Source organism: Mobiluncus holmesii ATCC 35242 (assembly GCF_000185445.1).
Taxonomy (GTDB): domain Bacteria; phylum Actinomycetota; class Actinomycetes; order Actinomycetales; family Actinomycetaceae; genus Mobiluncus; species Mobiluncus curtisii.
The window spans coordinates 330,933-344,433 of record NZ_GL622346.1 but is presented as its reverse complement, the minus strand read 5'-3'; the positions used below and the strand labels follow the sequence as shown (position 1 = coordinate 344,433).

Genomic DNA, 13,501 nt, shown 5'->3' with positions numbered 1-13,501 from the left:
TCCTGTCTACCGACCCCGCAGAATAGTCCGGGGTTGGATAGGCATCGCCAGTCGCTGCCTGTACAGGTTATCAAAAAATTTATCTCCTCCCACGCCACGCTACTCCGAGGGTTTAAGCGGAAACCAGGGTTTCCGTGGCAAACCGGTCTCGCCGGCTCTGTCACGAGACAAAAGTTTGTTAAAATCCAGTCATGCGTACGTTGCCAGTGCCCGCTTGGGAAATGCTGCTGCCCGCTCAGGTCATTCCCCCAGACAAATGGTCCGCCATGCAAAACCTGGTCTATTGCCTGATTGTGGTGGGCACTATCGTCCTAACTTTGGGCGTCGTGTGGGTAATTCGCCATTTTCACGGTGACCCCGTCATTTCAGTCGCAGCCCCTCATCAAGATGAAATCAAACTAATTTACGAAGAAACGCTTTCGGCCGCAGACCGTGTCATCGTGCGGGATAACCAAGTCATCGAAGCGGTGCGCTACATCCCAAAGGATCCGAACTTGGTCACCCCTCTGCAACGGTGGCGCGACGCACGGCGAGAATGGGCTGGAGAGATGGCTTTCCTGGAATCCTTAGGGAAAAACCCCACTCCGGAAACGTTTACTGATGCCAGCAACGCGGAAACGTTGCGCCGCCTGCACGGTCTCGCGCAAGAGCTCGAAGCCTCTCAGCGTGGCCTGCTCCGCGCCATTCGCCAATCCATCGCCACCGGGACCGAAAATCTGCCCCTGGGTACGGACGCCAGTTCCTAAGACCGCGGCGACCTATTTTTCCAACAAAGCCTGCCCCCAATAGGTTTCCGTGCTGGTTCCCGGCACAATCCAATAAACTGCCGAACCGATATGCGAAATAAACTTGTTCAACAAATCGTGCATGTCCAGGCGCTTTTGAATGGCTGTGAACTGACGATCCGGGTTACGCTGGAAAGAAATCCACACCAGACCAGTGTTGGTCAGGTCAGATTGTCCGGGCTCGGGCGCATCATCGTAGGCAAAAGCCCGGCGACGGAGCTTATCGGAGCCGTCATCTTCATGTTCACGGGACAGCGCCAGGTGGGAGCGCCGATTAATCACGAAGTTTCCTGACTCATCCACCGCATCCATGTCCTCTTCATCAAACTCACCGCCGCCGCTCAACGGACCACCATCGGAAAGTTTACGTCCGATGACCCGCTCTCTGGCGGGGCGATCCAGCAATTCCCACGGATTGAGAAAGTTTTGAATCCGACGCAGCACCATGATGGTGGAACCATCCAGATAGGCTTGTTCTCCAGTGCCGTCCAACCACACCTGTTCGGAGAAATCCTCCGCGGTGGACGGGTTCACCGTGCCATCAACCTGACCGAATGGATTCCGCGGAGTGGTGCCGCGCGGGGCAGAACCGTAAGCATAGGTAAATCCCTTTTGCATCCACTGCAACGTGGCTTTCCCTTGGCACTTGACCAGGAGCAGGCGACCTGCTGCGAACAGGGTACCGGGATCGTCGCAGCAAATCTGGAACACCAAATCGGTCTGCCCCCAGCGTTCCTGCAGCTGGTCTAGTTTGAAAGCGGGAATGTCATGCAAGCCTTCGGGTTTCAGTTCTGGTTTGCCCAGGAAGTCAAAAATCCTCTCTCCAAAACCGCAGGTGATGGTCAGGTTGGCGGTAACCGCGACCATTTCTGGAGCCAAGAAGTTCGGAATCGGGTTGCCCTGGGTCAGCTCGCGAGCCGTAGCGGTCAGGTCCTTGAGCATCTCAATGAACGCCGCCTGGTCCAGGCTGGGCTCGAGGTTCATCCCCAGCATTTCAAGATGAGCCTGCGGGGGCTGTTCCACCCCGGACTGCACCCGACCGTCGAAAGGAATAGTAGCTTTTTGCAACGCGGTTTCAGACATTTTCCATAACTCCTCGGTAAAACTAAGCAATAACTCTCATCCTAGCCTGTTGCCACCTCACGATTGAGCCAAACCGGGAAACCCGCAACCCGCCCTTGTGCCCCCTCACGAAGCTAGACCATCTCTGTGCGCGACCCGTCGACCGCTTTAGGCAAGGCAAGACACCGGGCATTCCGCCAGGATCCAGATACCGTGAAGTGAGGCTTCAACCTGCCACGCTCACCTGAGGTTCGCCCGTTTCCAAGCCCAGTTCCTGACCTAAACGATTTGCTTCGGCTATCAGAGTCGGCACTATCTCAGCTTCTGGCACAGTTTTAATGACCTTGCCTTTGATAAAAATCTGACCTTTGCCGTTGCCGGACGCCACCCCCAAGTCAGCTTCCCGCGCTTCACCCGGACCGTTAACGATACAGCCCATCACCGCGACACGCAGGGGGTAAGTGATGTCCTTCAGACCGGCGGTGACCTCATTAGCCAACGTGCAAACATCGACTTGGGAACGCCCACAGGAGGGGCAGGACACAATCTCAAAGTTACGTTTCCGCAAGCCCATCGAGCGCAAAATCTCTAAGCCAACCTTCACTTCCTCCACTGGCGGCGCCGACAGCGAAACTCGAATCGTGTCACCAATCCCTTCGGACAGCAGCGCCCCGAAAGCGGTAGCGGATTTGATAGTGCCTTGGAAAGTCGGACCAGCCTCCGTCACCCCCAAATGCAGCGGCCAGTCACCGTGTTGAGCCAACAGGCGATATGCCCGAATCATCGTCACCGGGTTGTGGTGTTTCACCGAGATGGCAAAGTCATGGAAATCTACGTCCTCGAACAGCGACGCCTCCCACATGGCTGACTCGGCCAACGCTTCCGCGGTGGCTCCCCCGAATTTTTCGTACAGCCGCTTGTCCAGAGACCCCGCATTGACTCCAATCCGCAGCGCGGTGCCGTGGTCAGTGGCAGCACGGGCGATTTCGCGCACCTGGTCGTCAAAAGACCGGATGTTACCGGGGTTCACGCGCACCGCCCCGCAGCCAGCTTCGATAGCTTGGAACACGTACTTGGGCTGAAAGTGAATGTCTGCGACCACCGGAATGGTGGAACGCTTACAAATTTCCGGCAACGCCGCGGCATCGTCCGCGGAAGGACACGCTACCCGGATGATGTCGCAGCCCGCGGCGGTCAGCTCAGCAATCTGTTGCAGGGTCGCTGCTACGTCAGAAGTCAGGGTGGTGGTCATGGACTGGACGCTCACCGGAGCGTCTCCCCCCACGGCGACACTGCCAACCTGAATTTTACGAGTCTTGTGGCGAGGTGCCAAAGGTTCCGCGGCGGACAAAGACTTGGTGGGCATCCCCAGGTTTACTTCACTCACGTCCTCGATTATTCCACCTTTGCGTGACACTCGCACCAAGCGGTGCAACCGTGGCAGCGTCACCGGGGGTCAGTTTTCGGGTATCAACCCGCCCGGATTGTAGTTTCGCGTCGTTCCTCAGCGCTGGCAGCGCGGGCACCAATAGAGTTTTCGTCCCCCCGCAATCCGCAGCTTAACAGTGGCGGAACAGCGCAAGCAGGGTCGGTCTTGGCGCTGGTAGACGTAGTATCGGGAGTCAATAGCCTGGGGTTCACGTCCCGCTGCCAGCTCGCGTTCCACGAAAACAGCGTAATCGTCGGGGCTCGCGGTGGTAATTCGTCCCGATTCGACTCCGAGAGGCAGGTATTCTTCCAACCAATCCCAGATTCGGCGCAATTTGCGCGAGCTCACCTCGCGGGCGGGAGTAAACGGATTCAGACGTGCCGCGTACAGCACTTCGGCGCGATAAATATTGCCCACCCCGGCGATAACGGATTGGTCCAGGAGAGCCTCACCAATACCCTTCTGACGGGTGGCGCAACGTTTCACGAACTCTCCACAGTCACAGTCGGGACGGAGCGGGTCAGGACCAAGCCGGGCAAACACCGCAGCGACGCCCTCCACGTCCAGCAGTTCGCAGGTATTTGGTCCCGAGAGATCCGCTGCCCCGTGCGCGGTAACCAAGCGCAGACGCACCGTCCCGTAGGGTGGGGGCGCGGTGAAAGGGGCTGGGGTCCAAAACCAGCGATCCGCGAAATGTTCGTGGGGCGCAAAAGCGGAGTCATCATGTTCAGTATGCACCGGAATCTCTGCGATTTCCGCGGTTTGCTGTGTACTCTCAGGGAGGTTCAGGGCGATGCCGACATGCCGGGAGGTAAACTCGGAGTCCCCGTAAAAGCGCCAGGATCCGTAGATTCCTAAGTGAATATGCAGCCACGTCAGAGGCGATTTAGAGTCAGGAGTGGTCTGGGCAGTATCGACCTGGCGCGGAGCAAAACCGAGGAACAGGTGTTTCCCATAGGCCTGTACGTTAGTCAAACGCTGCCCGTTCAACACTGCAGCCCCCGCGGTGAAACGTCCCTGTGGAGAGGACGCCGCCACGACCTCACCGCTCATGACTTGGGCAAACTGGGCGACCAGACGGTGAATAGCATGACCTTCAGGCACGGCACGCAGCTTCCGTAATCTCGCCAGCAACGAGGGCACCGCGCAAGACCACTCCAGCGGGGCGCTCCAAAATGCTGAGGTCAGCGCGCGGGTCAGAGTCATACCACACCAGGTCAGCGGGCGCGCCCTCCCACAGAGAGGGAGCACCCAGGAAATCCCGCGCCTTCCAGGTAGCAAGGTCAATAATTTCTGGGGCTGAAATCCCCAGTTCCAACCACTGCCGTAGCTCTTGAGGCAGGGCATCATGACGCTGATAGCCACCGGCATCGGTACCCGGCAGCAGTTGAATCCCTGCCGCATACAACGCGGCTTGATGCGCCACTCGAGACTGATCCAGAGCGGTCATGGTAGCGGCATACACCGGATATTTCGTCCCTGCTTGGGCGGCGAAATCAGCAAACCGCGCGATTTGCAGCATGGTCGGAGTCACGCGGATGCCACGGCGTTGCGCTTCGAGGATTTCGTCCGAATCCATGCCGGTACCATGTTCGATACAGTCCACACCGGCATCTAACAGACCCTCTATCGTACGATGCGCGAAAGTGTGTACGGTCACTCGTGCCCCGTTCTGGTGCGCGGCTGCCACCGCATCTTGCAGCACCGCGGTCGACCACAGTGGCTGCAAATCCGAGTCTGCCCCATCAGAACGGTCAATCCAATCTCCCACGATTTTCACCCAGCCGTCACCACGCTTGGCTTGTTGGGCTACCGCCGCGGGCAAATCAGCTTCTCTTTCCAGCTCCAGCCCGTAGTAGCGCATATAGCGTTTCGGTCGTGCCAGGTGTTGACCGCAGCGGATAATCTTCGGCAGCTCAGCCACCTGGTCAATCCAGCGGGTATCGGAGGGCACCCCGCAATCCCGAATCAACAGCGTGCCTTTACGCAACGCCAGTTCAGCCTGTTCTCGCTGGATTTCTACGGACACGCTACCCGCGTGAGTCACCCCAACATGGCAATGCACGTCGACTAGTCCGGGAATCGCGTAGCCGCTGACCTTTCGGTAGGTCAACCCCGGTTTTGCCGTTCGGCTCACGATACCGTCGTGAATATACAGTTCGCCGTGTATCCACCGAGATTCACAAGATACTGTTGTCGCCTGACCGGTGTATTCCCCTTCCATGCTGGGGGTTTCCGACCACAGAAAATCCCCATTAAAGTGCAGGTTTTCCGAGTTTGTTGCCCCCGGCGGAGTCATCACAGACCGCCCAGCATCCGCTTGATGTCGTCAGGCAAATCGTCAGGAGTCAGAGCGGGCGTGGACGGCGCGGACTTCTGCGTCCCTCCGCCAAAACCACCTGTGCCGTTAAGACCGCCCAGACCGGCCGGCAGCGCGCCCGGCAGGTTGGGCATTGCGGGGGTCCCGCCCCTGGAACTGGCGGAAATACCTTCCAGGGCTTCCCGAGCCTGACGGGCTGCCTTCGCGGGATTGCCGGATTTTGCCTTGCGCTGGGCCTTAGTTTTCTTACCAGACTTTGCTGCCTGTTTCGCTTTTGAATGCTTCCCCATCCCGGGCATCCGACCGAATCCGGGCATCATTCCCATTCCGTCAGCACCGCCGCCCATACCGGGAATGCCGCCACTCATCATCTTTTGCGCCATCTGGAATCGGTCGACTAAACCGTTTACATCCGCGACCGTAGTGCCGGAACCGGCGGCAATCCGAGCGCGACGCGATCCGTTGAGAATCTTTACGTCCTGGCGTTCCGCGGGTGTCATTGAGCGGACGATAGCTTCAATCCGGTCGACTTCCCGCTCGTCAAATTGGTCCAGCTGTTCCCGGATTTTGCCTGCCCCCGGCATCATTCCCAGTAGCTTCTTCATCGAACCGAGTTTGCGAATCTGTTGCAATTGGTTGAGGAAATCTTCCAAAGTCAACTGACCCTGCTGAATCTTGCCAGCCAGTTTTTCGGCCTGCTCCATATCGAATGTTTCTTGAGCCTTTTCAATGAGGCTCAGCAGGTCACCCATATCCAAAATTCGCGAAGCCATCCGGTCAGCATGGAACCGCTCAAAGTCATCCAAGCCCTCCCCCGTGGAGGCAAACAGCACCGGAACCCCGGTCACCCCGCGAACCGATAGCGCCGCACCGCCGCGCGCATCGCCATCCAGCTTGGTCAGGACCGCCCCGGTGAAATCCACGCCCTCTTGGAAAGCTCGTGCAGTTCGCACTGCATCCTGACCAATCATCGCGTCCAGGACGAACAGTACCTCGTCGGGCTGCACCTCGTCCCGTATGGACCGGGCTTGTGCCATGAGTTCTTCGTCTACGCCCAATCGACCGGCGGTATCGACAATCATCACGTCATATCCTGAACCGGAGGCCAACGCCAGAGCGCGTCGCGCCACATCGACCGGGTCGCCCACCCCGTTACCGGGTTCGGGAGCGAAAACGGTGACGCCGGCCTGTTCACCCACAATTTGCAGCTGGTTGACCGCGTTGGGACGCTGCAAGTCAGCTGCTACCAGCAGGACTTTCCGGTTTTCTTTCGCCAGCCACTTGCCGAGTTTACCTGCCAGGGTGGTTTTACCGGCGCCCTGCAGACCCGCCAGCATAAACACGGTCGGACCTTTGCCGGGCTTGGAGAAATGCAGTTCCCGGTCCTCACCGCCCAGAATGTTAATCAACTCATCATTGACGATTTTCACAATCTGTTGGGCTGGGTTCAAAGCCTCAGAACGCGCCGCTCCATAGGCCTTTTCCTTTACAGTGGCGGTGAAATCCTTGACGACCTCCAAGGCCACATCAGCCTCAATCAAGGCGCGACGGATGTCACTGACGGTGGCATCGACGTCGGAGTCCTTCAGCTTGCCCTTCTTGCGAAGGTTCTTAAACGATTCTGTCAGACGGTCTTGCAGGTTACTAAACACACGTCGATTTTATAATGACGCAAAGTTTTCGGGCAAAAGTGGGGAGGACAGGGCGCGCCGCGCGGCAGGGCAAAGCGAGAAGTTGGCAGCAAACGCCGGAAACCCGCTACAGGTTCCGACTGCCACCAGGAAAAATTAGGCGTCCAGCAGGGCGTCGGCAAAATCGCCGGGCACAAAGGGGGCTAAATCGTCAGGTCCTTCGCCCAAACCAACGAGCTTCACCGGGATGCCGAGTTCCCGTTGCAGGGGCACAATGACCCCGCCTTTGGCAGAACCATCCAGCTTGGTCAAGACGATACCGGTCACGCCCACCGCTTCGGTAAAAATCTTTGCCTGACTCAAAGCATTCTGTCCGGTGGTAGCGTCGATAACCAGCAAGACCTCGGTAATGGGAACCTGTTTTTCAGCCACGCGCTTGATTTTACCCAGCTCGTCCATCAAACCGACTTTGTTTTGGAGGCGTCCGGCGGTATCAATCACTACGACATCGCTACCGGCTTCGCGCGCGGCTTTCGCCGCATCGAAAGCTACTGAAGCAGGGTCGGCCTGATCCTTTTCAGCACGTACCACGGGCACGCCGACGCGGTCGCCCCAAGTCTGCAATTGTTCCCCGGCTGCGGCGCGGAAGGTATCGGCTGCGCCCAACACTACGGTCTTGCGTTCAGCAACCAGCAGTCGTGCCAGCTTACCCACCGTGGTGGTCTTCCCGCCCCCGTTGACGCCAACCAACAGGATTCCGGCAGTCTGGGTGGGAGAGTCCTCGGGAACTTCCAGGTTGAGACGACGTTCGGCTTTCCGGTCGAGCATATCGGTGAGCATCCGCTTCGCCATACGCCGCACCTGCGTGGCATCCTTTTCGCCCGCTACTTTTTGTTTCACTTTCAGCTTGCCGATGAGTTCCACGGTCGGTTCTACACCCAAATCGGCAGCCAGCAATTCGTCCTCGATTGCTTCCCAATCAGATTCTTCCAAATCCGCGTTGGACAGTACGTTGAGAATGGCACGCCCGAATTTGCCCTTGCCGGCGAGACGTTCCTTGAGACGGCGCAGCCGGGAAGTCTTAGATTCCGGCTTTTCAATTTCCTCAACTTCAGGTTCGGCTTCCGGTTCTCGTGGCTCGGAATTGTCCGCAGCTGACGGCTCAACCTGCACGGCTGACTCGGGTTCCGTGCTTTCCTCTGGAGTCTCTACAGTTTCGAAGCTATCAGTCGCCTCTGGAGTGGCGGATTCCTCTGGGACCTCAGAGCTTTCAGGTTCCACGGAAACCGCTTCTGCCGGTTCTGCAGCTGTCTCCGTTTCGGCGACGCCGGCATCTTCAGCTGTATCCGCCGTTAGCGCCGCAGCTGCCGCTTCCATAGCTGCTCGTGCCGCGGCTCGGGCTTCCTCTACGCTCTGACCAGGAAGAGGTCGAAAGCACAGCCCATCCGGGTCACAATAGACCCCGTCAGGCTTGACTACGGCTTCTTCTTCATCGAAACTCTCGTCCTCTTCACCCCAATCTTCTGTCTCTGCCAGGTCGTCTTCGTCATCCAAATCGTCAGACGCGAGCTGGAGAGCATCCGGAGACACTTCGGGGACCTCAGTGTCCTCGTCAGAGTGTTCATCTTCGTCGGAACCGGTAGCATGGATGGTTTTTTCAATAATGTTTCTGAGTTCTTTTTCACCTTGCCGCAGCCGGAGTGGCGGAGCCTCGGCAGTGCTTTCTCCGTCCTCACTGCTGTCCTCACGAATCCGCTCTAAGGTGTCCAACAGACGATCCTCGCTGCGAATCTTGCGCTGCTTCGAGTCAATCTGGGAGGCGCTGGCAACGATAACAATAACTATGAAGGCGATAGCCAACGGAATCATAAAAATGAGCGGATCGGTGTAGCCTTCCAGACCCTGCGAATTATTTAGTGTCGTACTCAGGATATTCATTGATTCCATCCAAAACGTCTCTCGTAGCACCGCGCAAAAACGTCTCTTAGCCGCTTGAACATATGGTGTCACCCATCTTATCTCTAAGTTCCCCAGGTTTGCCTAATTTACGCCGGTGCTTTGCAGTATTGGTCCCTCCCCTTCGCTAGGGCTTTTCACCAGACGTTGTGAAATCACCGCCGTGGTGCCTTCTTTCATCGTTACCCCATACAGTGCATCTGCAATCTCCATGGTACGTTTGTGGTGAGTAATGATGATTAATTGCGAGTTTTCACGCAAAATTTCGAAAACCCCCAGCAGCCGAGACAGGTTAACGTCATCCAAAGCCGCCTCGACCTCGTCGAGGACATAGAACGGTGAGGGTCGGGCTTGGAAAATCGCGAACAGAAAAGCCAGTGCCGCCAGGGAACGTTCCCCACCGGAGAGCAGAGACATCCGTTTCACGTTCTTTCCTGCCGGACGCGCTTCAATTTCGATACCGGTATTCAACAGGTCTTTCGGATTACTCAGAGTCAGCTTGCCTTCCCCACCGGGGAACAGAACCTGGAAAATATCTTTGAAAGCGGCGCAGACGTCTGCGAACGCTTTACCGAATACTTCTTCAACTTGGCGATCCACTTCTGCCACCACGTTCATCAGGTCGTCACGAGACTTTTTCAGGTCAGCCAGCTGGTCAGCCAAGAATTTGTGGCGCGCCACCAAGGCTTCATGTTCCTGCAAAGCCAGGGGGTTCACTTTCCCAATCCGTTTCAGTTCCGTTTGCGCATGAGCTTTGCGCTCTACCTGTTCCTCCCGGACAAAAGGCACGTGTTCGATAGTTTCACCAGCCTCATCGAATACGGGCACCAGGTTGTGCGGACCGTACTGCGCCAACAGCGTGGTTTCGTCCAAACCGCATTCCTGCTGGGCTTGTTCCAGCAGCCGTGCCAACTTGGAATTGACCTCAGCCAAAGCAACTTCATCGCGCATCGAAGCATCTTTGAGATCAGTACGTTGCCGACTCAGGTCATCCACGGCAGCGCGCAGCGTCTCCATCTCAGTTTGCAACTGTTCCCGGCTGGCGGTACTGGCTTGACGCTGGGCTTGAGCGCGAGCAGCCGCGGCGTGAGCTAGCTGCTGAGCAGATTCAGCCTGTTCCATCACGTAGACAGACCGTTTCCGGCGTCGTTCCCGCACCAGCGCCCGGCTGGCTGCCGCTTGGGCGGCGGCTTTTTCTGCCGCAATGTTACGTTGCAGCGAGGCCGCACGCGATTCCAAGGATTCCAGTTCTTGACGAGCCACATGCGCGGCGATATGAGCATCTGATTTAGCGGTTTGAGCTGCGGACACAGCTTCGATAGCGGCTTGTAGCTCGGCGGAAAAGTCCGGTTCCTCGTCCCCGGTTTCGTCCTGGACTTTCAGACTGGCATCCAAAGTTTCCTGTGCCTGTTTGAGAGACTCTTGGCGCTTCTCCGTTTCCGCACGAGCCTGTTCCAAATGTTTCCCGGCTCGTTCAACTTCCGCCTGGGCCGCCCCGCGTTTCGCCTTCGCGGCGGCTACCGCCGCAGCCGCCGCGGCCGCCGCCGCATCTTGGGCTTTCAACTGTGCGGCTGCCGCGTCGTATTTTTCCTGAGCTGCAACTAGCTCAGTCTTTGCCTGAGCCAACTCACTGTCGGCTTGATCTGCCGCCGCGGCCGCTGCCTCAGACTGAGACACCGCCTCATCGTATTCTGTAGCACGCCGTAAAATTCCCGCCTCGGGATCCCCACCTCCGACAATCCGGGTTGCCGAGAGAAAATCCCCTACCTGAGTCACTGCCGCAGTAACTCCCCCGGTCAAAACCAAATCGCGAGCTTCTGACAAATCTTGGCACGCTACCACTCCAGCCAATAATGTCGCCACCACCGGGGGCAAAGACTGTCCTTTACGAGCATGAACCAGTTCCCTCGCCCAACGCGCCCCGGCGGGAAGTTCCGCTTTTTCCAGGCTCTCCGGTTTCTGGGCCCCCGCGAGAGTCCCCGCAGCGTCCGCGACCAGCAGGTGAACCTGACCTGCGGACTGCTGACGTACAAATCGCAGCGCGTCGGCAGCTGATTCCACCCCCGCGGTCAGCAACGCCTTGGACCACTGCCCAAACACTGCCCCAATGGCGTCTTCCCATCCGGATTCGACCAGGATAGTTTCCAAAAGTGCCGCATTAATGCCGCTTAGCTCCGCTTTCGCCACTGCCCCGGCAGCATCTTGGGGCTGCAGGGTTTTTGCCAAGACCTCGCGTTTCGCTTCCCAAATCGCGGCTTCTTCCCTGGCGTCGCCGAGTTCTTGTGCCAACTGGGCGACTTTCTCTTGAATTGTCGCCACGGCTGTAGCAAGCTCTTCCTCTCGCGCCGCCAAGGTTCCGTCTGCTACTCCGGGAGGAAGCTCCGCCTCGACCTTACTCAATTCCTCCGCACAGGCTGATTCTCGTTGCGTAGCGGCTTGGAGGGCTTCTTCCATCCGGTTGAGGTTAGTCACCGCGTCTTCTGCCAACGAAGCAGCGGTGGCTACTGCCCCCCGCAGCCGTTCCAGAGTTTCCCGCCGGTCCGCTTGGGCGCGCTGGAGCTTTTCAATCTGGGAACGCACCGCAAATTCGCGCTCTTTGGCTTGTACTTCCGCGGTTTGGGTCTGGGTCAGCGCTTCCTCAGCTTTCGCTACCGCAGCCTGCTTTTCGCTGATTTCCGCATGCGTCTTTTCGAGTCGTTTTTCCAGTTCGGTAGTGTCGGCAGTCCGGGTCAGTTCCGCGGTTTCTTTGAGGGCGTTGGCGCGTTCCCGAGCCTGGTTTGCCAAAGATTCCAAACGCTCCGCTAAAGTGCTCAGTTCAGCCCAAGTCTGGGTGAGCTTCTCCAGCTGAGGGCTAACCTCGTCAAAACTGGATTTCGTCCCGGTCAGTTTCGTGTTCAGTTCTTGCAGACGGGTTTCTAAATCGGCGAGCTGTGCTGAAATCTGTTCTTTGGAGGCGGTTTGGGAGCCGGCTTTTTCTTTGTTTTGTGCCACCGCATCCGCAATCAAGCGGGCGGTCGCGTCGGCGAGTTCGGCTTGGACCCGAGCGGCTTTACGGGCAGCCTCGGCCTGTTTTCCCAAGGGACCCAGCCGTTTCGCGACTTCATTAGTGAGGTCCTGAACACGTGAGAGGTTAACCGCCAAGTTTTCCAGCTTTTTCAACGCCCGGTCTTTACGCTGCCGGTGCTTCAGCACCCCGGCAGCTTCTTCGATGAAAGCGCGCCGTTCCAATTCGGAGGCACTCAGAATCCGATCGAGCTGACCTTGTCCGACGATGACGTGCATCTCCCGGCCCATTCCGGTATCGGAAAGCAGCTCTTGAATATCTAAGAGGCGTACGGAGGTTCCGTTGATGGCGTACTCGGAGCCACCCGCGCGAAACATGGTGCGCGAAATCGTCACTTCCGAGTACTCGATAGGCAACGCACCATCGGAGTTATCAATGGTCAACTGGACTTCCGCACGCCCCAGCGGAGCCTTTGTTTTGGTGCCCGCGAAAATGACATCCGACATCTGCGAGCCACGCAGATTCTTGGCACCTTGCTCGCCCATCACCCAAGCCAACGCATCGACCACGTTCGATTTCCCCGAACCGTTGGGACCAACGACACAGGTCACCCCCGGTTCAAGGCTCATGTGAACCGTGTTCGCGAAAGACTTAAAGCCTTTCAGGGTCAGGGATTTTAAATACACACACTTACCCTAGCGCAACCCCCCGAACCCTAAAAAACAGCCCTTCCGACATTGTCCAACGGAGAGACCCTTCGGGGGGAGCGCCACGATAACGACCTTTAGTCAATCATGTAGGGGAACCACAACGCGATTTCACGATCGGCGCTCTGTACCGAGTCCGAACCGTGAACAATGTTTTGAATCTGCGCGTCCGGACCCCAATCCCGAGCCAAATCCCCACGAATAGTCCCGGGCAGCGCCACTGCTGGGTTGGTATCTCCCATCATGTTACGGAAAGCCTGAATCACTCGAGAGCCTTCGATAACCATGAGCACAATGGGACCGCTCGTCATGTAGCTGACCAAGCTTTCAAAGAAGTGCTTATCTTTGTGCTCAAAATAGTGTTCTTCAAGCTCTTCCCTGGTTGCAGTCTTGGTTTGCAAGCCCACAATCTTAAATCCGCGACGTTCAATCCGGCTAATCACCTCGCCGATGAGTCCGCGCCGGTAGCCATCAGGCTTAATAATGACCAGAGTGTGTTCTTCCTTCGGATCATAAGGGATGTGGCAGTCAGCCATTGACTTTCCTTTCGTCAAAAGTTTCGTTCTACGTCGAGCGAAACATCAAGTTGTGTAAGTACCTGTGCATC

At 57.4% G+C, this 13,501-nt stretch carries 9 protein-coding genes; 1 reads left to right on the top strand and 8 read right to left on the bottom strand.

All coding sequences use genetic code 11. The features are described from left to right. The first annotated feature begins 191 nt into the window (after positions 1-191). Positions 192-746, top strand: coding sequence for a hypothetical protein (locus HMPREF0576_RS01480; protein WP_004010420.1), 555 nt, complete (start codon positions 192-194; stop codon positions 744-746). Positions 747-758: 12 nt separating this feature from the next. Here HMPREF0576_RS01480 and HMPREF0576_RS01475 read toward each other — a convergent pair whose 3' ends face one another. From HMPREF0576_RS01475 to ndk, 8 genes are all read right to left on the bottom strand, one after another. Then, the gene (locus HMPREF0576_RS01475; RefSeq protein ID WP_004008180.1) at positions 759-1,868 is read right to left on the bottom strand and encodes a Dyp-type peroxidase; all 1,110 of its coding nucleotides are present in this window, start codon (positions 1,866-1,868) and stop codon (positions 759-761) included. 205 nt (positions 1,869-2,073) lie between these two features. After that, positions 2,074-3,234: a flavodoxin-dependent (E)-4-hydroxy-3-methylbut-2-enyl-diphosphate synthase gene (gene ispG / locus HMPREF0576_RS01470; protein ID WP_370446342.1), complete on the bottom strand. Its 1,161-nt coding sequence runs from the start codon at positions 3,232-3,234 to the stop codon at positions 2,074-2,076. Positions 3,235-3,351: 117 nt separating this feature from the next. Then, positions 3,352-4,380: an Fpg/Nei family DNA glycosylase gene (locus tag HMPREF0576_RS01465; RefSeq protein WP_004010418.1), complete on the bottom strand. Its 1,029-nt coding sequence runs from the start codon at positions 4,378-4,380 to the stop codon at positions 3,352-3,354. After that, positions 4,373-5,575 (bottom strand): amidohydrolase family protein, encoded by a 1,203-nt coding sequence (locus HMPREF0576_RS01460; protein WP_004010417.1) that lies wholly within the window; start codon positions 5,573-5,575, stop codon positions 4,373-4,375. The genes HMPREF0576_RS01465 and HMPREF0576_RS01460 overlap by 8 nt, the downstream gene beginning before the upstream one ends. Next, on the bottom strand, positions 5,575-7,248 hold the full coding sequence (gene ffh / locus HMPREF0576_RS01455; protein WP_004010416.1) for a signal recognition particle protein: 1,674 nt from the start codon (positions 7,246-7,248) through the stop codon (positions 5,575-5,577). Before ffh ends, HMPREF0576_RS01460 begins: the two co-directional genes overlap by 1 nt. Positions 7,249-7,383: 135 nt before the next feature. Then, positions 7,384-9,174, bottom strand: coding sequence for a signal recognition particle-docking protein FtsY (gene ftsY, locus HMPREF0576_RS01450; protein WP_004010415.1), 1,791 nt, complete (start codon positions 9,172-9,174; stop codon positions 7,384-7,386). Between the two features lie 93 nt (positions 9,175-9,267). Beyond that, the gene (gene smc, locus HMPREF0576_RS01445; RefSeq protein ID WP_004010414.1) at positions 9,268-12,873 is read right to left on the bottom strand and encodes a chromosome segregation protein SMC; all 3,606 of its coding nucleotides are present in this window, start codon (positions 12,871-12,873) and stop codon (positions 9,268-9,270) included. Between the two features lie 98 nt (positions 12,874-12,971). Next, positions 12,972-13,430 carry a nucleoside-diphosphate kinase gene (gene ndk / locus HMPREF0576_RS01440; protein WP_004008187.1) on the bottom strand — a complete coding sequence of 153 codons (459 nt, stop codon included), beginning with the start codon at positions 13,428-13,430 and terminating at the stop codon, positions 12,972-12,974. Positions 13,431-13,501 lie beyond the last annotated feature (71 nt).